This is a genomic window from Cohnella mopanensis, assembly GCF_022352055.1.
Lineage (GTDB): Bacteria > Bacillota > Bacilli > Paenibacillales > Paenibacillaceae > Cohnella > Cohnella mopanensis.
The window spans coordinates 18,369-39,368 of the sequence record NZ_JAKRWM010000016.1; the positions used below are offsets into that span (position 1 = coordinate 18,369).

Sequence of the window (21,000 nt, forward strand, 5' to 3'; positions counted from 1 at the left end):
AGCGGACTACGCGAGGCTGGTTTCTTACTGGGAGGAGCAATACCCCTATGCAATTGGACTCTACTGCTCAAGGACCGATCATCGACTCATCCACGAGCGAGCTCGGGGGCAGCATTAAAGCCGGTTCGGGCAACGTCCTCGATCGGAAAAATCGCCTGCTGTTCTATAATCGGGCGTTCAAAATCGCTTGTATCGCAAGCGCGGCGTTCGTCTGCCTTATTTTGTTCAGCATCCTGTTCTTTATGTTCCGTACGGGCGTATTAACGTTCCGTGATGTTTCGCCAATGACGTTCTTCTTCTCGACCGATTGGTCGCCGGAGAACGAAAGCTATGGCGCATTCGTATTCATTTTCGGCACGTTCGCGCTAACGCTGCTAACTCTCCTGATTTCTGTTCCGTTGTCGGTTATCATCGCCGTCTTTCTCGCCGAAATCGCGCCCAAATGGTTGCGTAACTTGCTGCGTCCCGTTCTGGATCTGCTTGTGGGCATCCCCTCGGTCGTGTATGGCTTTCTCGGCTTAACGATCTTGATTCCCTTGCTCCGGGACGTTACCGGCACGAATATGGGAGACGGAATATTGGCCGCTGCGATCGTCCTAACGATTATGGTGCTGCCGACGATCAGCCGGATCAGCGACGATGCAATCAGTGTAGTCCCGCGTAAGTACAGAGATGCTTCTTATGCGCTGGGAGCAACCCGATTCCAAACGATCTTCAAGGTAACGATTCCGGCAGCACGGAGCGGGATTATGTACGGCGTCATCTTAGGTATGGCTCGCGCGATCGGCGAAACGATGGCGGTCGTTATGGTCATCGGAAACACGCCGCAGCTTGCGGATGCGCTGTTTAAGCCGACTTCGGTATTGACGAGCAACATCGTCATGCAGATTGCCAATGTTCCGTTCGATTCTACATGGAATAACGCGCTGTATATGATGGGCTTCCTATTGCTTGTTATCTCTCTCTTGATGATCGTGCTAGTCCGCTTGCTGCAACGGAAAGGAGCTCACCAATGAAATCGGCTTCCACGGGAACTAGCGGGATGTTTAGAACGGGTAGAGGAATCAACAACATTAACAATCGGATCTTTACCGTTTTCGTATGGGGCATATCCGCCTGCATCGTTTTGTTCATTTGCGCGTTGCTTTATTTGATCCTGCAAAAAGGATTACCTAGCCTGACATGGGACTTTATCATGGGATTGCCAAGCGAGATGGAAGAAGGGGGCGGCATAGGGCCCGCGTTATTCAATTCCTTCTATATGTTGTTCATTTCCTTGCTCATCTCGATTCCGCTCGGTATGGCGGCCGGAATCTATTTGGCGGAATTCGCCCCGAACAACAAATGGATCGGGTTCGTAAGAATATGCGTGGAAGGCTTGGCATCCGTTCCTTCTATTATTTTCGGCTTATTCGGGATCGCGTTATTCGTGGAAATGTTCCAGATCGGATTAACCATAATCGGCGGAGCGATCAGCCTTGCCTTCTTGAATCTACCGGTGATGACTCGAGTAACGGAAGAAGCGATTCGCGCCGTTCCCAAAGAAATGAAGCAAGCATCCTTCGCTTTAGGAGCGACCCATCTGCAGACGATTCGGCGCGTATTGGTTCCGACCGCGATTAGCGGAATCGTAACGGGGATATGCTTAGTTGCAGGTCGGGCTTTCGGAGAAAGCGCGGTCATTATTCTGACCGCGGGCGTGACGACATCCGGCGAAATGTGGGATTTCAATCTGTTCTCACCCGGCGAGACGCTGGCCGTTCATCTCTGGTACGTGCAATCCGAAGCTATCGTGCCCGATGCGGTATCGATCTCGGATAAAGCTGCGGCCGTGCTCGTATTCATTATCCTGATGTTCAACATCGTGTTCCGTATCCCACTGTGGATTAAAGACCGTAAAAATCGGTAAGCTAATCTCTTATCTCACATCAAAGCGGATTCCATAATCTGCTTAAGCAGGGTAGGGTTCCAGTAGTTAGGTCTCCAGGAGCCATATAAGTTCCATGGCGCGGACTGTCCCGGAAGATCTAGGGCCGCTACCCTGCCGGCAGGATCGGGTAGGACAACCTCCGGTAATATCGATAAACCCATTCGGGCGTGTACCGCGCTAAAAATCATTTCAACGGATTCGAATTTTGCCGTAACGTCCAACTTCCATCCTAGCTGCGCTTTCCATAAGACAATGCTCTCACTTAAGGAGAACTCCGTATGATCGACGAAAGAAAACTTGTACAGATCGTGCGGAGCAAACTCGCCTGCCTGAACTAAAGCATGATCGGACGGTACGATTAGTTTGAGCGAGCTCGATTTCATTTTTTCGTAATGGAAGTCGAAGGAATCGCGAGGCGGCTGACCGCAGATCACGATATCCAACATAGCCGTTTGTAATTGATGATACAGAGCTTCTTCTTCACCGGTATGGATTGAAATTTGAATATCGATTTTGTCTTTAAGGATCGTTAGCCAACTTGAACGAGCAAGAGCGGTTAAGGCGCAGTCGGTGCATCCCACACGCAGAACGGTTCTTTCGTTATCGCGCCATTGCGTCAATTTCGACTCCGCTTCGGAATAGAGCGCACTGATCTGGGTTGCATAAGGCAAGAGGATTTTCCCTGCATTCGTTAGATAAATTCGTCCGGCTTTGGCTTCGAAAAGCTTAACTCCCCATTCGGCCTCCATCTTCTTCATATGGAAGCTAATCGTAGGTTGCTTCATATGAAGGGCGTTGGCGACCGCGGTTACTTGTTTGTAGCGATCTATAAGGACGAGTAGTTTCATTTTTAATAGACTGATGATAAAAACCCCGCTTTTACGAGAGTAGTATTCAATTTGTCTATAATATTAACATTTACATAGAATTAATGTATTTATTTTTTTCACTTAGTTAACACAACGAAAACATCAGTCTAATGAGAACCTTCTACAATATGAACTGTAAGCAAAAAAACACGAGACTTGGAAGGGGATCTACAAGAAATGAAAAAGGCTTTGATGGTAATGATGGTGTTGACTCTGACGGTAGTCCTGGCTGCATGCGGCCAAAATAATAAGAACGGAAATAACGCAAGCAACGGGGCAAGCAACAGCCCGAACAATAATAGCGAGATCTCAGGTTCGTTCCTGGCAACGGGTTCCTCGGCACTCCAGCCGCTCGTCGATCAAGTATCGAAGAAGTTCATGGATTCGAACAAGAAAGTTTCCATTCAAGTTCAAGCGGGCGGAAGCGGCACGGGCTTGACTCAAGTTTCCGAAGGACAATCGGACATCGGTAACTCCGACGTATTCGCGGAAGAGAAGCTGGATGCGGACAAAGCAGCCGCTTTAGTCGATCACCAAGTCGCGGTTGTCGGAATGGCTGCGGTCGTTAACCCGAAAGTGACGGTAGATAACCTCACGAAACAACAACTCGTCGATATTTTCACGGGTAAAGTAACGAACTGGAAAGACGTAGGCGGCAACGATCAAAAAATCCAAATCGTCAACCGTCCGTCCAGCTCCGGTACTCGCGCGACTTTCGAGAAGTACGCATTAGGCCAAAAATCGGAAGACCTTCAAGGTTCGATCCAAGAGGATTCCTCCGGTACGGTTAAGAAGCTGGTCGGCGAAACGCCGGGAGCAATCGGTTACTTGGCTCTGTCTTACTTGGACGATTCCGTTAAAACGGTTAAATACGAAGGCGTGGAAGCGAACGTAGACAACGTAGCGAACGGCACTTATCCAGTATGGGCTTATGAGCACATGTATACAAAAGGCCAACCTAACGAAGCTGTAAAAGCATTCCTCGATTACATGCTGAGCGATGAAGTTCAGAACGGTGACGTTGTCGAGCTTGGTTACATCCCGGCTAACAAAATGGAAGTCAAACGCGATGTAAACGGCAATATCACGAAGTAATCAGGGTTCCATATCATGCGCCAATCAAGAGGCAGATCGACTAAAGCCTCTTGATTGGCTATGTAAAGGGAGAGATTTATGGCTCAGCCGTTAGAACGACAAAAAGCGAAACCGCATATAGCCGAGGAATGGGTCGGTAAGATCTATACCCTGCTATGCATAGCGTTTCTCATAACCACCATTTTCTCTATCGTCTATTTTGTCGCTTCCAAAGGACTCAGTACTTTTTTCATCAATCACGTTAATGTACTCGATCTTCTAACCGGGCTCAAATGGGCGCCGGAAGGCGAACCTCCGTTTTTCGGAGCGCTGCCGTTTATTTTCGGATCATTCAGCACGTCGATTCTGGCAGCCGTCATCGCTGCTCCGCTCGGCTTCTGCGCCGCGGTATTCATGGTAGAAATCGCGCCTAAATTCGGTCGCCGATACTTACAGCCGGTCATTGAACTATTGGCAGGCATTCCTTCGGTCGTATACGGGTTCGTAGGGTTAAGCGTTATCGTCCCGTTCTTCCGCAACGTGTTTCCCGGGCAAGGAATCGGGATCGCGGCGGGAGCGCTCGTGCTCTCCATTATGATTCTTCCCACGATTACGACAATAGCTACCGATGCGTTAGCCGCGTTGCCTAAAGGTCTTAAAGAAGGATCTTTCGCGCTCGGCGCCACGCGTTGGCAGACCATATATCGAATTGTCCTTCCGACAACGATGCCTGCGTTAATGACTGGTATCGTGCTCGGTATCGCCCGGGCGTTCGGCGAAGCGCTAGCCGTTCAGATGGTTATCGGGAACGCGCCGCACATTCCGCGCTCCTTGTTCGAATCCGCCTCCACGCTAACGAGCGCAATTACGCTTAGCATGGGGAACACGGCAATGGGTTCCGTAGCGAACAATGCTCTATGGTCGTTGGCTATGATCCTTATGCTCATGACATTCGTCTTCGTATTCATCGTGCGTTGGCTGGAAGGGAGATCGAAAATATGAGAGCTAAAACAGCGGACAAAATCGCGACGTCGATCATTATCGCAGTAGCGGCTTTAATCGTTCTAGTATTAGCGGGTTTGCTCGGTTACATCCTCTACAGGGGATTGGGCCATATCAGCTTCCATTTCCTAACCTCCGCACCCGAGACGATTCGCAAAGGCGGTGGAATCGGACCGCAATTGTTCAACTCCGTATTCCTTCTCGTCCTGACGATGCTGATCACGGTCCCGATCGGATTAGGCGCGGGAATTTATATGAGCGAGTACGCTCCCGCGAACCGGATTACGAACTTCATCCGCTTAATCGTGGAAGTGCTGTCGTCGGTGCCTTCGATCATCGTCGGTTTGTTCGGGCTTCTGGTCCTCGTCAATTTGTTCGGATTCGGATTCTCGCTTTTCTCCGGCGCATTGGCATTGACCGTATTTAACTTGCCGCTCATGGTCCGGATTACGGAGCAGGGGCTCAAGGGAGTTCCACGCGAGCAGAAGGAAGCAAGCCTTGCGTTAGGCTTATCCAAGTGGAAAACGATCACTTCGGTCATGTTGCCGATCTCGCTTCCGGTCGTTCTGACGGGCACGATTCTCGCTGCCGGAAGGGTGTTCGGCGAAGCAGCCGCGCTGTTGTTCACCGCAGGGATGAGCTCCCCGCGGCTCGACTTCACGGATTGGAATCCGTTCAGCCCGTTCTCGCCGCTGAATCCGTTCCGACCGGCCGAGACGCTTGCCGTACACATCTGGAAGATCAATTCCGAAGGCTTGGCGCCGGATGCCGCGGAGATTGCGGCCGGAGCGTCCGCCGTGCTCGTCATTACGGTTCTGCTATTCAACTTTGGCGCGAGATGGCTCGGACGTTACATGTACCGCAAATTTACCGCAATCAAATAAGGGGGTTATCGCATGGAATCCATCGGATTGTCTGCCAAAGACTTGACCGTTGCTTACGGCGATAGGCCTGCCGTCAAGAATATATCGCTCGATTTCGCCGCGAAACAAGTAACGGCGCTAATCGGACCATCCGGCTGCGGGAAATCGACTTTCTTGCGAAGCTTGAACCGGATGAACGATCTTATCCCGAATTGCACGGTGACAGGAGAAATATGGATTAGGGATCAGAACATTAACAGTCCGACGACGGACGTCGTATCGTTACGTCAGAAAATCGGCATGGTCTGGCAACGTCCCAATCCTTTTCATAAATCGATCTACGAGAACATTGCCTTCGGGCCTCGTTATCACGGAGTCAAGAAGAAGAGCGAACTGGACCAGATCGTCGAACAGTCTTTAAGGAAAGCCGCCTTATGGGAAGAAACGAAAGACAGGCTTCACAATTCGGCGCTGGCGCTCTCGGGCGGTCAGCAGCAACGGTTGTGCATCGCTCGTTCGATCGCCGTTAAGCCCGATATCATCCTGATGGATGAGCCGGCTTCCGCGCTCGATCCCGTGTCGACCTCCAAAATCGAGGAACTGATCGCAGAGCTGAAGGAAGATTATTGCATCATTATCGTGACCCACAACATGCATCAAGCGGCACGGGTATCCGAGAAAACGGCGTTTTTCTTAACGGGCTCGGTCGTGGAATACGATCTGACCCACAACATTTTTACCAATCCGCAAAAACCTGAGACTAGCGACTACATCACTGGGCGGTTCGGATAATAACTGGCACTTAATTCAGAAAAGGGAGAATGGTCCATGAACTCCATTATCGAAATCAATGATTTGGATTTGTTTTACGGAGATTTCCACGCGTTGAAGCATGTCAATATGGAGATTCCGGAGAAAGCCATTACGGCGTTCATCGGTCCTTCCGGTTGCGGAAAATCCACGCTGCTCCGAACGTTTAACCGGATGAACGACATGATTGCCGGCACGAGAATCGAAGGTTCGGTCGAGATAGCGGGTACCGACATTTACTCCGACGAAGTCGATGTGGAGACGCTTCGCAAACGCGTGGGCATGGTGTTCCAACAGCCGAACCCTTTTCCGAAATCGATCTATGACAACATCGCCTACGGTCCGCGTTTACACGGGATTACCGACCGCAAGAAGCTGGATGAAATCGTGGAAACGAGCCTCCGCTCGGCGGCTCTCTGGAATGAGGTAAAGGATCATCTGAAGCGTTCCGCATTCAGCATTTCCGGCGGACAACAGCAGCGTCTGTGCATTGCGCGCGCATTAGCGGTAGAGCCGGACATCTTGCTCATGGACGAGGCCACTTCGGCCCTCGATCCGATCTCCACGTTGAAGATCGAAGAACTGGCACAAGAGCTGAAGGATCGTTACACGATCGTCATGGTTACGCACAACATGCATCAGGCCGCTCGGGTATCGCAACAAACCGTCTTCTTCCTGAACGGGGAAGTCGTAGAATATTCGGAGACGGAGCGTTTATTCTCCAATCCGACTGACCAACGCACGGAAGATTACATTAGTGGACGGTTCGGTTGATTCCGAGAGAGGATGGATAGGGATGATGATGGTTAAACGGCTGGAGTTCGATCATGGACTGGAAGAAATGACACAATTGCTTATCGAGATGGGAAATCGCGTCGAGAAGGCGCTTATCGAATCGATGGAAGCGCTGAAGAAGGGCGACGTCGAGACGGGGAAACGCATCGTGAAATCGGATTCCGAGCTGAATCAAATGGAAGAGAAGATCAGCGAGATCGGCGCGAAGCTGATCGCTACGCAACAGCCGGTCGCGAAGGATCTGCGCCGTATTCTGATCGCGTTCAAAATTTCTTCCGATTTGGAGCGGATGGGCGACCTGTCCGTCGATATCGCTAAAGCAGTTATCCGATTGGACGGCCAACCGTTGATCAAGCCTCTGCTCGATTTGCCGAGAATGGCAGAGCTTGTTGCGGTCATGATCAAAGAATCGTTGCAATCCTACGTCGACGAGAACGTCGATCTCGCTTACAAGAGCGCGAAGGACGACGACCAAGTCGACGCGTTATATTCGCAAATCATCCGCGAGCTGTTCTCGCTCATGGTCGAGAATCCAAAGACGGTCAGCCAAGCGATGCTGCTTAGCTTCGTAGGCCGCTACATCGAGCGGATCGCCGACCATGCGACGAACATTGCCGAGAGCGTCGTCTATCTGATGACGGGCAAACGTCCGGATTTGAACCAGTAATTGTGTTGGCGTGACGGTTTGCGTGATAAACCTGCAATTTTCGATTATGTTATGGTTATTGAATCGATGGCGAGTGAAGCATACCGCGTTTTCCCTTGATGGGAGATCGCGGTTTTTTGTTGTTTTCCGCCGAAACAGCCTCGCTTGAAGCACGAAGGCCAAAAAAGTGCCTTCATAGCGCCGAAACAGCCTCGCCTGAAGCATGAAGGCCAAATGGAGTTACTCATTGCCGAATCCCATGGAGTTCGCGTGCGCAAATACTCGCTTGGACCTAGAGCACCGACTTGGATTTAGAATAGCGGTTCCCCATCACCTTATTGGGTGGATCGTGAACAATAGTTTTGCGATAACGTGATGGCATAACGCTATTTGCTTCTGAATGCTATTTTCGTAGCCTCTGCGAGTGAATAACGTTATCGCATCACCTTATTGCATGTCGATGACTCGTTGTGCATGGAAATAAGGTAATGGGATCACCTTATGGGATCCCTACGGTGACAGAAGAGGCGGACAGCGGGAGATCGGAGTTGGCATGCAACAGCGATCATGCAAATAGAGTCTTGAAACGAATTGAATTCATGGAGAAGTAGCGGTTTTACATTCAGGCAACAAAAGTAAACGGTCACGAAAACACTGTCATGGTACGGTGATAGTATAGAACGATCTTTCCCAGGTATGGAATCCACAATCGTCGGTTGGGGGCATACGAATATGAATTTGATGAGCGGATGGATAAATCCAGAGTTAGTCGCGGCGCTGCGAACGGGAAAACGAGCTGCCGGCGATGAACGGAATAGCACGCAGGATGTTGAACAAAATGGCATGCAGAATGGCGAACGGAATAGCACGCTGACTGGCGAACTAAATGGGACCCTGCATAGTCATGGGCTATTCATCGTGCGCTGGGAAGGCGGACAAATCCTGTCCAACCAGACACAACAGACCCAATCGAATCAATCACATTCGAATCAAGCTCGTTCCGACCAAGGCCAGGCGATCATTCCTTTGCGGATTCGTCGTCTGCTGAAAGCCGTTTCTCTTCGATTCGCTAAGCTGTCCGATTCGGTTCTGTACTGGACGATGTCCGGCACAAGCTTGATCCTAACGGTATCCTTTGCTTCCGATAAGCAGGGTAGCTCCGCCGCCCCCGAAGAGGTTCCGGAGATTGCCGCGGGCCGGATGGCTTTTCTGCTGCGCGACACGATGATCCGTGTATTCACCGACTTCCGCTATTCTCGAAGATTAGAGAATGGAAGCAGCCTTCGTTACGGCTTCGGCTGGATCGACAATTCCTCCAATGGGGAAAACAGCGCGGGGATAACGACATCATGGGATGAAGCGATACTAGCGGCCTATGAAGCGGCTTGGCAACGCATGTTTTTCGCCGGTAACCCTATAAGGCTGCCGCTGTCAGAATATCCGACCCTAACGGTAGATTTCGATTTCAAAGTCAATTATTTGCCGATTGTCTCGTTGTTGGACGGATCGCTATACGGCTTTGAGGCGATCCCCGTAAAAGCTCATAGCGGAGCAAGAATCAATCTGAGCGAATTTTACGAGAATGCGGATCAAGCGGGGCAACTTTTCGAAGTGGATCGGCGTTTTCGCGAGGCTGCCATTAGAGGCTTTCCTTCCAGGAATGGCGACGTGAAGCTGTTTCTTCCCGTTCCTGCCAAAATTATTTTCGATCCAAGGCTCTATCCGGGAAGTACCTTGAGGAGAATCGAAGCGGCCAACTTAAGGCCGGAGCATGTCGTGCTGATGATGGTCGGAGGGGACGGCGAGCATGGAGTAACGATGAAAGCTGCGCTTAGCCATTATCGGAATCAAGGCTTTCGAATCGCTCTGTCCGGCATAACGCCTAGCTTCGATTCGTTACGCCGGATGATGGACATGCATCCGGATTACGCGCAGATGAACGTAGGCTGGGTGAGCGGCAAGGGGTTTGATCCCGTCGAAGAAAGCATGCTTCAAGGGGTTATTTCCTTGACCCGCAAAGAACAGATCGTCCTGATAGCGAACGGATTAGACCAAGAAGAGCTGCTACCGGCGCTTGTCGCGAGCGGTATGAATTACGTGCAAGGCAAATGGCTCGATCGTGGAGTCGAAGACCGGATGGTACTCGCACCGGATATTCAGACTCGAATACGCTCGGAAGTGAACAGACGTTATCAAGGAGCTACCGGCACTTTGACGGAATTGGTTGAGCCGGTTAAGACCATGAATAGAGAGACACCCGTTTCCGAAGTTTCCCGACACTTCGAACTTCATCGGGAAGGTCAAGGAATCGTTATCGCGGATAACGGCAAACCAATCGGGTTATTAATGAAGGAAAAGCTGCATCAATTGCTGTCGGGCCAATTCGGATTACCGCTCTATTGGAATCGTTCGGTCGGTAAAATCATGGACACCCATCCCATGATCGTCGAGGAATCGATTACCGTCGACCAAGCTTCGCAGATGGCAATGGCACGCGAACCGGACAAACTGTATGATGCGGTCATTGTCACACGAGACGGCCTCGTATCCGGCATAACTTCGATACGGTCCATGTTGGAATGGATAACGCAATCTCGCATGGCCGATGCGCAATGGGCAAATCCGCTATCCGGATTGCCGGGCAATGAACCGATTCGCCGGGAGCTGATTCGCAGACTCGGGGAGGGACGCCCGTTTGCGGTGCTCTATGCGGATTTGGATCATTTTAAGTGGTATAACGATCAGTACGGTTTTCATAAGGGAGACGATGTCCTAAGATTTACGGGCGAAACCTTACTGGAAACAATAAGAGCTCAGACAAAAGCGGATTGCTTCGTCGGGCATATCGGCGGGGATGATTTTATCGTTATTTCTTCCGGATCGGATCTCGAAGAGATGGCAAGAGAGGTTATTCATCGGTTTGAAAAAGGAATCGGCGCATTTACCGGGAAACATACCGGCCCGGTTCTCGACCGTGCAGGTCGCCCGCTGGAAGCTGCGGGACTCTCGATCTCCCTATCCTTGCTCCTATGCCAGTCGAGTTCAGGCTGGACACCCGAAGCTTTGTCCGAGAGGGCAGCCTTGCTTAAGAAGAAAGCCAAGCAACTTAACGGCAATGCATTGGTATGGGAATCCATCGCGGAAAATGTCGAATTTCAGCCCGTCGTCGCGGATTTAACCGCACATTAACAAAGTGCCGTTCGTGTCTTTACATAACTTTGGTAAATTTAGATTCTTAGAAGTTCATTGGAAGATGGTGATATAGGGCATGAAGTCATCTTGGTTCGGCTTGGAGCTATTGATCGAGAAAATCGAACATCATCACAATATAGGTATCATAGGTATTGATTTATCCGAATGGAGAAATGGATTCTGGACGGAGCTCTGGGAAGAAAGTTTTCAATGGTCCAGTTGGCTTTCCTTATCTATGGGCCGCAACGATCTATGGTTCGGAGACGAGGTTGCGGGTCATCTCTGGTTGTATGCGGAATTGCCGGGTTCCCTTGCCGAGGAAGAGAACGAATCCTATTTGCGCGGACTCGCAAAACGGGTCAAGGAAGCGATTATCGCCCATTCCGGCTTAACGGGCAAATCTTTCGCCCAATCTCCCAGATATCGGGAGAGAGGGATCGGATATGCCGCTCTAGGGGACTGGAAACAAGGCCAAATCGGGCAAATTAAAGATGTCGTCTATCAAGGTATCCTTAAAGCGACGGCACAGATAAGAGACTCCCTCATCGATCAGACCGATTGGGAGCTGCGCCAGGAGCTGGATCGTCTATTATCGGAAAGCAGCATTAGAAGCGTATACCAACCGATCATGAGGCTTGGGGATGGCAGAGTTTTCGGTTATGAAGCACTTACGAGATGTCCGGAAGGCAGCTTGTTCGATGGCCCACTCTCGCTCTTCCAATTCGCGGAGCGGAACAATATGGCTTTTGCGTTGGACCGATTGGCCAGAGAGAAAGCGATTCGACATTGCCCGACTTTGGGAACGATCCAGAAAATTTTCATCAACGTCACGATGGGGATTATTAACGATCCTCATTTCGTTTCCGGCCAAACGGTAAGATGGCTTAACGAGCGCGGATTATTTCCGGGCCAAGTCGTCTTCGAGCTAACGGAACGAAGCTCGATCGATGACTTCGAAGCCGCCAAGAAAATATTGGGGCATTACCGTAGGCAAGGATATGAGATTGCGATAGACGACGCGGGAGCTGGATATTCTTCCTTGCAGTCCATCGTGGAATTAAGTCCGGATTACATCAAAGTCGATCGCTCGCTCATTCGCATGGCCGACAAGGATGAGATGAAGAAGCATATGTTGAGAACGTTCGTCCGCTTTGCCAAGAAGATGAATATCAAAACGGTTGCGGAAGGGATCGAAAGGCCCGAGGAATTGCGGCTTCTGCGAGCGATGGGATTCGATTTCGCGCAAGGTTATTTAATCGGCAGGCCAAGCGAATATCCAACGGAGACGATCATGGGAGCTTTCCCCAAAGCCTAACGGCTTAGGGGAGGCTCCTTTCTCTGTTTGGCTCGAAGGCAGCTACGGGGTGCGGCACTATTGGCAGTATGTTATGATAATCTTACGAATAATGTCGGTGAGGTGGACGCTAGGTCATGAGCAATGGAATGGACAAGCTGGTTTTAATCGACGGCAACAGCATCATCAATCGCGCTTTTTACGCGATACCGCCTTTGACGAGCAGCAACGGGCTTCATACGAATGCGGTGCTTGGCTTTACGACGATGCTGCTTAAGGTGTTGGAGGAAGAAAAGCCGAGCCACGTGCTGGTCGCTTTCGATGCGGGGAAGGTCACGTTCCGACATGAAGGGTATTCGGAATATAAGGGTGGCCGCCAGAAAACGCCTCCCGAACTATCGGAGCAGTTTCCGTTGCTGAAGGAGCTTCTTCAAGCCTTCTCGATCTCGCAGTTCGAGCTTGCAGGCTATGAAGCGGACGATATTATCGGAACGATGGCCAAGCTTGCGGAAGAGCAAGGCAAATCCGCCATCGTCGTATCCGGAGATAAAGATATGCTGCAGCTGACAACGGAGCAAGTGAGCGTGTGGATTACGCGCAAAGGGGTCAGCGAGGTTGAGAAATATACGCCAGGCGCAATCGGGGAGAAGTACGGCTTAACTCCCGCGCAAATCATCGATCTCAAAGGCTTAATGGGAGACGCTAGCGATAATATTCCCGGCGTCCCCGGTGTCGGAGAGAAGACGGCGCTTAAGCTGTTGCATGAATACGGCACGGTCGAGAAAGTATTGGAGAACGTCGAAGAGATCAAAGGCAAGCTGCGCGACAATATTGAAGCTCATAAGGACGACGCTAGAATGAGCAAGCAGCTGGCAACGATTTTCCGCGAGGTTCCGCTTGATTATGAGCTGGAAGACGTCGCATGGAAAGGCTACGATTCCTCCGTGTTAGCAGGAGCGATGCGGAAGCTGGAATTCAAGAACCTCGTCGAGAGGTTGAATTTGAGCGGCGCGGACGAGGCTTCTGAAGAGGAGAATGCGTTAACGGCGTCCCAGTATGAGGTTATTACAGTAGAAACGGCCGGATGGGACGGTCTATATCGTGTGTTAAACCGTGCCGAAGCGGTACTCGTCGAGTCTTTCGGAGACAATCCGCATCATGCGCAAGGAATCGGAATCTCGATCGTTGAAGGTTCCCAATGTTATTCGGTTCCTTATTCTTTACTATCTTCGCCTGAAGCAGCAACCCTCAGAGCATGGCTCGAAGATGCTGAGGCGCCGAAAATCAGTTATGACTTGCATCGCGTGGAGCTTGTATTGGCGGATTCAGGTATAGCTCTCAAGGGCCAAGCCTTCGATGTGCAACTCGCGGCTTATTTGCTCGATCCTACCGAAGCGGATCCGTCTCTCCATGGCTTGCTGCATCGTAACGGGTTGGCTCCCATTCCCTCGGACGAAGCCGTGTACGGCAAGGGCGCCAAATGGCGCATTCCCGACGGGGACTCGCTGGCCAAGCATCTCGCAGCCAAAGCCGATGCGGTGCGCAGGCTCAAGCCGTTTCTTGCGGAGAAGCTTGAGCAGTTAGGGATGAACCGCCTCTATTACGAGCTCGAACAGCCCTTATCCAGCGTGCTTGCCGGTATGGAAAAGCAAGGAATAACGGTTAAGGCAGAAGCGTTGCAAGAATTAGGGACGGAGTTCCAACGCCGAATCGAAGAGATGACGAAGGCGATATTCGATTCGGCCGGCTTCGAGTTTAATATTGGCTCTACTAAGCAACTGGGCGAAGTGTTATTCGAAAGGCTCGGCCTTCCTGTCGTTAAGAAGACGAAGACAGGCTATTCGACCGATGCGGAAGTACTCGAGAAGCTCGAACCGCATCATGAGATTGTTCGTCTAATTTTGCACTATCGCCAGCTAACGAAGCTTCAATCGACCTACATCGAAGGCCTGCTTAAGGAAATTCGCCCGGCTAGCGGTAAAATCCATACGTTCTACAAACAAACGATAGCGGCGACGGGCAGGCTGTCGAGCCAATTCCCCAACTTGCAAAACATACCGATTCGGATGGAAGAAGGGCGGCAAATCCGCAAAGCTTTCGTACCGTCGGAGCCGGGGTGGTCGATTCTGGCGGCCGACTATTCTCAGATTGAATTGCGGGTTTTGGCCCATATTTCCGGAGATGACGGGCTTAAGGAAGCGTTCCTGAAGAAGATGGATATTCACACGAAGACAGCGATGGACGTCTTCGGCGTTCAAGCCGACCAAGTGGATAGCAATATGCGTCGGCAAGCGAAGGCCGTCAACTTCGGAATCGTGTACGGAATAAGCGATTGGGGACTTTCTCAGAACTTGAATATCACCCGTGGAGAGGCCGCAGATTTTATCGAGCAATATTTCCTGGCCTTCCCGGGAGTTCGCAAATATATGGTGGATATCGTGGAACAAGCGAGAAAAGACGGCTATGTGACGACGTTGTTGGATCGTCGCCGTTATTTGCCGGAAATTCGCCATTCCAACTTCAACTTACGGTCTTTCGCGGAACGGACGGCGATGAATACGCCGATCCAAGGAACCGCGGCGGATATTATCAAGCTGGCGATGATGCGCATGAGCGAAGCGCTTCAGGAACGCGGATTGCGTAGCCGCATGCTACTACAGGTACACGATGAATTGGTATTCGAGGTGCCGGAAGACGAGATGGAAATCATGAAGGAATTAGTACCGGAAGTGATGAGCACTGCGCTTCAATTGGACGTTCCTTTATTAGCCGAGGTTAGCAGCGGCAGCAATTGGTACGAAGCGAAATAAAGGAGGGGATCTTCGATGCCGGAATTGCCAGAGGTGGAAACCGTCCGCCGAACATTAAACCAACTCATCGTCGGCAAAACCATCGAGAAGGTTACGGTGAACCTCCCGCGCATACTGCAGAAGCCGGATGATCCGCTTCTGTTCGCCGCAGAGCTGGAAGGTAGAACGTTCCAATCCGTGGAGCGAAGAGGCAAGTTTCTGAGGCTCATTCTAGATGGTCTCGTACTTGTGTCCCACCTTCGGATGGAGGGACGTTATGGCCTATACGATAAGGATGAGCCGCCGGAACTGCATACGCATGTCATTTTTCACTTCACGGATGGAACGGAATTGCGTTATAAGGATGTGCGGCAGTTCGGAACGATGCATCTCTTCTTCCCTGGAGATGAATTACAAGCTCCGCCGTTGAATAAACTGGGAGTGGAGCCGTTGGACGAAGGCTTCACGTTGGATGCGTTCCGGCGCGCGCTTGGCAAGCGGTCGACGAAAATCAAACCGCTGCTGCTCAATCAGGAAGTCGTTGTAGGCTTGGGCAACATCTATGTGGATGAAGCGCTGCACACGGCGGGCATTCATCCGGAGAAGCCTTGGTGCGAACTGAAGCCGAAGGAACAAGAGCTTCTTCATAAGGCCATCGTGGATACTTTATCGTCGGCGGTTGAAGCAGGAGGCTCCTCTATCAAGTCCTACGTGAACGGTCAGGGCGAGATGGGATTGTTCCAGCATAGCTTGAAGGCGTATGGCAGAACGGGCGAGCCGTGCGGCACGTGCGGATCTCCGATAGAGAAGTCGGTCGTCGGCGGCAGAGGCACTCATATTTGTCCAAAGTGCCAGAAGCTGCCTCGAACGGGGAGTCAAGCTAAAGAGCTTTCAACAGCGACCAAACCGCGTCGCAATGCCGTTAAACGCCGATTAGACGGCGAGGAGAAATAGGCATTCGCACATTAAAATTGTTTTGAGCGGGGCAATCAAATCTTCTCTTGCATAGGATGAACAGAACCTGGCTCCGGAAACGGAGATTCGGGTAAGCATCCATGCAGGGGGAAATTCGTGATGATGGCACCTGTCGCTTCGCTTATCTTGTTGTCTTTCGCCGTTAGCCTCGACGGATTCGGAGTCGGCATCACTTACGGGGTTAGGAAAATCAAAATTCCGATCTCTTCCATTCTGATCATCTCGGCCTGTTCAGGACTGATCATTCTGTTGGCGATGATGGCCGGAGTAGCCATGTCGGCCTGGATGTCGCCTCACGGGGCTTCGGCGGTAGGCGCGATTATTCTTATCGGAATCGGATTAGTTGCATTAATCCAGTTCATTCGCAATCGTAATTACGAGGCGGATGATCAGAACATTCAAGCAGATAGCAACGGTATAATGAACGAAACGGCAAAGGTCCTCCCCGAGGGGCCCGTTCTCAAATTGGAGCTTAAATTGTTCGGCTTCATTATTCAAATTTTGCGCACTCCATCTGCGGCAGATATGGACCGTTCGGGCACGATAAGTGCCGGAGAAGCCTTTTTCTTGGGAACCGCGTTATCCCTCGATGCATTCGGAGCGGGAATCGGAGCCGCGTTAGTCGGTTATCCGCCTGTTCTGACCGCAGTCCTGATCGCGACTGCAAGCGGCCTGTTCCTCTCGCTCGGAACGCGAGTCGGCTTCGTCGTATCGGGGTGGCGATGGGTAAGACCGCTGTCGATGTTGCCTGGTATCATTCTTATCGCCATGGGAATATTCAAGCTATGGATCTAAAAGGATAATTTATACTTAAAGGAAGAAAAATGATGAACATCGGATTAACGGGTGGCATCGCCACCGGCAAAAGTACGGTCGCCAGAAGCCTTACGGAGCGCGGAGCGATACTGATTGATTTGGACGGAATAGCCCGGGAGGTCGTTGAGCCCGGGCAGCCTTCTTTGCTCGCGATTGCGCAGCGGTTCGGACAAGCCGTCCTGCAAGCGGATGGGACGCTTGACCGGAAGAAGCTGGGCGCGATCGTCTTTACAGATCCAGTGGAACGTAAAGCACTGGAGGCGATTACCCATCCGGCTATCCGGGCGGTAATGAAGGAGCGGATGGCTTATCATGAAAATCATACCCCGCGTAAGCTCGTTGTCGTGGACGTTCCACTGCTGTACGAATCGGAGTTGGAGTCTTATTTTGAACAAATCATGGTCGTTTACGTTCCTCGAGAGCAACAACTGCAACGGCTGATGGAACGGGACAAGCTTACTTCCGAGGAAGCTTTGAAGCGGCTGAATGCGCAGATGAACATTGAGGATAAGAAGCTGAGGGCAAATATCTTGATTGATAATAGCGGCAGTTTCGCGGAAACCGAGGCGCAAATCGATCGCTTTTGGCGGGAAAAGAGGCTCGGATGAAGAAAAGCGCAAAACGAAAGGGAGTTGCCTTCCTTCTGGTTTTTTCCATTCTTATTGTTTGTCTAGGCTCACTGTTAGGCGTGCTGTTCTTTCAATCAGATAAGTTTGATCGATGGATCTATCCGATCTCGTATACGGAAGAGATCAAACGCAACGCCGCGATCTATAAACTAGATCCTCTGCTTATTGCAGCGATCATAAGAGTGGAATCTAACTACAAGTTGAATGCGGTTTCCCCTAAGGGAGCAGTCGGTATTATGCAGATTATGCCAGAGACCGCGGCTTGGATTTTGAAGCAGGGTGATTTCGGAGAAATTACGGTGAAAGCCGCAGGTAACGAAGCTCACGCGGGTATCGCTCTCGGCTCATGGTATGTAAAGGAACTTAATCGCCAATTTGAAGGCAATCTGATCCTTTCGCTCGCCGCTTACAATGCTGGCCCAGGGAAAGTGCGACAGTGGCTGGATAAAGGGGTTTGGGACGGGGATGAGAAAACGATTAGAGATATTCCATACGGAGAGACTAGACATTACGTGCAACGTGTGATGTATTATTATAAGAAGTATCAGAAAGTGTACGAGACGTTATAGATAGGAAGAAGAGGAAGCCCTGAAGCTATTCGCTTCAAAGCTTCCCGGTATTAAGTGCCTTCGGTTGTTGATCTCATCACTTATTTACCTGCCAGTTGTTGCTCGGCGATTTGCACCAAGCGGCGGGTGATGTTACCCCCGATTGAACCGTTGTCTTTCGTTGTCATATTTCCCTGATATCCATCTTGTGGGATGGCAATACCAAGCTCTTGTGCGGCTTCGTATTTCAGTTGGTTCAATCCTGCAGTTGCTTGGGGGACGAGCAATGTATTGCTGCTGCTGTTTTGTCCGTTAGCCATTGTTGTTCACCTCCTTGCGGTTGGTAACTGTATTATGTGCTTTATTTTTCTGTTCATGTAAGGGAAGGGTTGGAAATAAAAAAATAATGCTGAGGAGGCGGAATCGCCGTTATGAAATGCCCTTATTGTGATTACAGCGGGACGAAGGTGCTGGATTCGCGTCCGGCCAACGACAACAAATCAATCCGCCGCCGTCGGGAGTGCGAGAAATGCAGCCGTCGGTTTACGACATTCGAGACCGTTGAGGAAACCCCGTTAATCGTCATTAAGAAGGATGGAAGCCGCGAGGAGTTCAGCCGGGATAAAGTGCTTCGCGGGCTGTTGCGCGCTTGCGAGAAGCGTCCTGTATCCGTCGGTCAGCTGGAAATCATCGTCTCGAACGTCGAGCGCGAGCTTCGCAATACGGCTCATGCCGAAGTGGAAAGCCGAATTATTGGGGAGCTGCTCATGGAACATATCTATTCGGTCGATGAGGTTGCGTACGTGCGTTTCGCGTCGGTGTACCGTCAGTTTAAGGACATCAACATGTTCCTTAAAGAGCTCAATACGTTGATGAGCAAGCATGGCATTTGAATTTGAATTTTTTTTGATTTAACGCGGCTGGGCCGCGTTAAAATGACTCATAAGGCGATTTCCGCAGATTTAGCACGGCTGTGGCGTGTTAAATGCGGAAAAAAGCGTGATTCGCGGAATTAACACGACTAGGTCGCGCTAAATGGGTTGGAGTGGCTTCAAAATTCGCTGTTGAGAAAAAATGGCGCAATAACCCGTTGACAGCAACTTAATCTCTGTGATAAACTCTATTTTGTCGCCATTTATGGGCCCTTAGCTCAGCTGGGAGAGCGCTTCGCTGGCAGCGAAGAGGTCAGCGGTTCGATCCCGCTAGGGTCCACCAAATTAAACATTCAAGCAACCCTTCGGGGTTGCTTTATTAATTGGTGGCATGGCCGAGATCGAACCAAGCTGGGGCGTTCCGCACGGACGGAACGAAGTAAGGAGTACGGCATTGAAATTTACCGCTATGAACGTCATCGTCGAATTTACTTCTTCAGTAAGGTTAATCGGAATTTCAATATCCCGCTAGGGTCCACCATACTTAACCATCCTAACGGCAGAGATGCCGTTTTTTTATTTTTTGCATGTGCAACTAGACCTCGGGGGAAGATCAAAATGACAATAAATAAAAAGTACGAATTTATACTGTTTACCTTGTTGATGGCACTCGGCATGTCCTGTATTATTTCTTTCACGATGAGCGTAATCAATATCGGGTTCCACACGATGTTTATTGAAAAGTGGCTTGTAACGTGGAGGAATTCATTTGCGATCGCATTCCCTGCAGCTTATTTGTTACCTAAAGGCATAAGGAAATTATTTAAAAAAATTAGGTTTGTATGACTACATTAATTGAATAAAATTTAGTATGGTGCATGAGCTCAGACGGCAGAGCGGGACGCTGGCAGAGATGAGGTCAGCGGTCGATCAAGCTAGGTCCACCCAATTAAAAAAGCAACCCCTCGGGGTTGCTTTTTTAATTGATGGCCTAGTGGAGATCGAACCAAACTGGGTCGTTCGCGCGGTTGGGAGATTATTACAAATGCGAGCCTCCGCTTGCATCAATGAATTGTCCGGTAATCCTCTATAAGAATATTCTGGAACTAATGGAGGTCTGGTGGTAATATCGGTTTAATACGATATCCGGTATGAAGCTGACCGATTATTTTCATAGATAACAAAGGAGAAATAATGAACAATCCGATACATATTCTCGTTGCCGAGGACGATAATGACATCAGTCGATTGCTGTGCAGCATTATTAAGAAAAGCGGATATATTCCTCAGCCCGCCTACTCCGGAACGGAGGCGCTTCTCTACCTGGAGCAGCGCCAATGGAGTATGTTGCTTCTCGATCTGATGCTGCCGGGAATGACAGGAGAAGAGCTTCTCAATCGGATAGACAGACGTGACGATATCCCGGTTATTATCATTTCGGCCAAAGGGGAGCCGAAGACCAAAGTGTCTGTCCTGCGCGGAGGAGCGGACGATTTCATTACGAAACCATTCGATGTTGAGGAAGTATCTGCGCGAATCGATTCCCAACTTCGCATGTATGCGCGAATCGCGCAACCGGCTTTGCCTAGTGTGCTGCAGCATAAGGGGCTTGTACTTGATCGAGACGCCATGACGGTTACAGCAGATGGGGCTAAATTGACTCTCACCGCTCGAGAATTTGAGATTCTTTCGTTGCTATTGTCGACACCGAAGAAGGTATTCACGAAATCCAATCTGTACGAAAGCGTTTGGCAGGAGCCATTCTATGGCGACGACAACATCATCAATGTTCATATGAGCAATTTGCGAAGCAAGCTGTCAAAGGCTGCTCCGGGAAGCGATTTTATAGAGACGGTATGGGGCATGGGCTATCGGCTAAAGCCTTAAGACATTCTT

At 50.4% G+C, this 21,000-nt stretch carries 20 protein-coding genes and 1 tRNA gene; 19 read left to right on the plus strand and 2 right to left on the minus strand.

Annotated elements, in window-relative coordinates; translation table 11 throughout:
• Positions 1 to 47: 47 nt before the first annotated feature.
• Both pstC (L3D05_RS21205) and pstA (L3D05_RS21210) read left to right on the plus strand, forming a co-directional pair.
• Entirely contained in the window at positions 48 to 1,016 is a 969-nt protein-coding gene (pstC, locus tag L3D05_RS21205; RefSeq protein ID WP_239618335.1) for a phosphate ABC transporter permease subunit PstC, read from the plus strand.
• On the plus strand, positions 1,013 to 1,909 hold the full coding sequence (pstA, locus tag L3D05_RS21210) for a phosphate ABC transporter permease PstA (RefSeq protein ID WP_239618337.1): 897 nt from the start codon (positions 1,013 to 1,015) through the stop codon (positions 1,907 to 1,909). The genes pstC (L3D05_RS21205) and pstA (L3D05_RS21210) overlap by 4 nt, the downstream gene beginning before the upstream one ends.
• Before the next feature lie 14 nt (positions 1,910 to 1,923).
• Here the strand turns inward: pstA (L3D05_RS21210) and L3D05_RS21215 are convergent, their stop codons facing one another.
• Positions 1,924 to 2,778 carry a LysR family transcriptional regulator gene (locus L3D05_RS21215; protein ID WP_239618338.1) on the minus strand — a complete coding sequence of 285 codons (855 nt, stop codon included), beginning with the start codon at positions 2,776 to 2,778 and terminating at the stop codon, positions 1,924 to 1,926.
• A 198-nt stretch (positions 2,779 to 2,976) separates the two neighbouring features.
• Between L3D05_RS21215 and L3D05_RS21220 the strand changes: the two genes are divergently transcribed.
• From L3D05_RS21220 to L3D05_RS21280, 13 genes are all read left to right on the plus strand, one after another.
• Positions 2,977 to 3,894: a phosphate ABC transporter substrate-binding protein PstS family protein gene (locus L3D05_RS21220; RefSeq protein WP_239618339.1), complete on the plus strand. Its 918-nt coding sequence runs from the start codon at positions 2,977 to 2,979 to the stop codon at positions 3,892 to 3,894.
• 78 nt (positions 3,895 to 3,972) lie between these two features.
• Positions 3,973 to 4,875, plus strand: coding sequence for a phosphate ABC transporter permease subunit PstC (gene pstC, locus L3D05_RS21225; RefSeq protein WP_239618341.1), 903 nt, complete (start codon positions 3,973 to 3,975; stop codon positions 4,873 to 4,875).
• A complete protein-coding gene (gene pstA, locus L3D05_RS21230; RefSeq protein WP_239618342.1) occupies positions 4,872 to 5,759 on the plus strand; it encodes a phosphate ABC transporter permease PstA in 888 nt (295 codons plus the stop codon). The genes pstC (L3D05_RS21225) and pstA (L3D05_RS21230) overlap by 4 nt, the downstream gene beginning before the upstream one ends.
• 12 nt (positions 5,760 to 5,771) lie before the next feature.
• On the plus strand, positions 5,772 to 6,530 hold the full coding sequence (pstB, locus tag L3D05_RS21235) for a phosphate ABC transporter ATP-binding protein PstB (RefSeq protein ID WP_239618344.1): 759 nt from the start codon (positions 5,772 to 5,774) through the stop codon (positions 6,528 to 6,530).
• 36 nt (positions 6,531 to 6,566) lie between these two features.
• Positions 6,567 to 7,322, plus strand: a complete 756-nt coding sequence (gene pstB, locus L3D05_RS21240) for a phosphate ABC transporter ATP-binding protein PstB (RefSeq protein WP_239618346.1) — start codon at positions 6,567 to 6,569, stop codon at positions 7,320 to 7,322.
• Positions 7,323 to 7,350: 28 nt separating this feature from the next.
• Positions 7,351 to 8,010, plus strand: a complete 660-nt coding sequence (phoU, locus tag L3D05_RS21245; protein ID WP_239618414.1) for a phosphate signaling complex protein PhoU — start codon at positions 7,351 to 7,353, stop codon at positions 8,008 to 8,010.
• Between the two features lie 711 nt (positions 8,011 to 8,721).
• Positions 8,722 to 11,178: a GGDEF domain-containing protein gene (locus L3D05_RS21250; RefSeq protein WP_239618348.1), complete on the plus strand. Its 2,457-nt coding sequence runs from the start codon at positions 8,722 to 8,724 to the stop codon at positions 11,176 to 11,178.
• Positions 11,179 to 11,257: 79 nt separating this feature from the next.
• Positions 11,258 to 12,496 (plus strand): EAL domain-containing protein, encoded by a 1,239-nt coding sequence (locus L3D05_RS21255; protein WP_239618350.1) that lies wholly within the window; start codon positions 11,258 to 11,260, stop codon positions 12,494 to 12,496.
• Between the two features lie 128 nt (positions 12,497 to 12,624).
• On the plus strand, positions 12,625 to 15,285 hold the full coding sequence (gene polA, locus L3D05_RS21260; RefSeq protein ID WP_239618416.1) for a DNA polymerase I: 2,661 nt from the start codon (positions 12,625 to 12,627) through the stop codon (positions 15,283 to 15,285).
• Between the two features lie 15 nt (positions 15,286 to 15,300).
• On the plus strand, positions 15,301 to 16,218 hold the full coding sequence (gene mutM / locus L3D05_RS21265) for a DNA-formamidopyrimidine glycosylase (RefSeq protein ID WP_239618351.1): 918 nt from the start codon (positions 15,301 to 15,303) through the stop codon (positions 16,216 to 16,218).
• A 120-nt stretch (positions 16,219 to 16,338) separates the two neighbouring features.
• Positions 16,339 to 17,034, plus strand: coding sequence for a sporulation membrane protein YtaF (gene ytaF / locus L3D05_RS21270; protein ID WP_369417996.1), 696 nt, complete (start codon positions 16,339 to 16,341; stop codon positions 17,032 to 17,034).
• A 32-nt stretch (positions 17,035 to 17,066) separates the two neighbouring features.
• Positions 17,067 to 17,663, plus strand: a complete 597-nt coding sequence (coaE, locus tag L3D05_RS21275; protein ID WP_239618352.1) for a dephospho-CoA kinase — start codon at positions 17,067 to 17,069, stop codon at positions 17,661 to 17,663.
• Positions 17,660 to 18,253, plus strand: coding sequence for a lytic transglycosylase domain-containing protein (locus L3D05_RS21280; RefSeq protein WP_239618354.1), 594 nt, complete (start codon positions 17,660 to 17,662; stop codon positions 18,251 to 18,253). The genes coaE and L3D05_RS21280 overlap by 4 nt, the downstream gene beginning before the upstream one ends.
• A gap of 80 nt (positions 18,254 to 18,333) precedes the next feature.
• Here L3D05_RS21280 and L3D05_RS21285 read toward each other — a convergent pair whose 3' ends face one another.
• Positions 18,334 to 18,552, minus strand: a complete 219-nt coding sequence (locus tag L3D05_RS21285; protein WP_239618355.1) for an alpha/beta-type small acid-soluble spore protein — start codon at positions 18,550 to 18,552, stop codon at positions 18,334 to 18,336.
• 111 nt (positions 18,553 to 18,663) lie between these two features.
• On the opposite strand from L3D05_RS21285, the gene nrdR reads away from it, so the two are divergent.
• The 4 genes from nrdR to L3D05_RS21300 all read left to right on the plus strand — a co-directional run bounded on the left by nrdR (position 18,664) and on the right by L3D05_RS21300 (position 20,991).
• Positions 18,664 to 19,125, plus strand: coding sequence for a transcriptional regulator NrdR (nrdR, locus tag L3D05_RS21290; RefSeq protein WP_239618356.1), 462 nt, complete (start codon positions 18,664 to 18,666; stop codon positions 19,123 to 19,125).
• Positions 19,126 to 19,371: 246 nt separating this feature from the next.
• A tRNA-Ala gene (locus tag L3D05_RS21295) sits at positions 19,372 to 19,447 on the plus strand.
• Positions 19,448 to 19,722: 275 nt separating this feature from the next.
• Positions 19,723 to 19,950 (plus strand): DUF2798 domain-containing protein, encoded by a 228-nt coding sequence (locus tag L3D05_RS26805; RefSeq protein WP_500786048.1) that lies wholly within the window; start codon positions 19,723 to 19,725, stop codon positions 19,948 to 19,950.
• 348 nt (positions 19,951 to 20,298) lie between these two features.
• On the plus strand, positions 20,299 to 20,991 hold the full coding sequence (locus L3D05_RS21300; RefSeq protein WP_239618358.1) for a response regulator transcription factor: 693 nt from the start codon (positions 20,299 to 20,301) through the stop codon (positions 20,989 to 20,991).
• Positions 20,992 to 21,000: the final 9 nt, after the last annotated feature.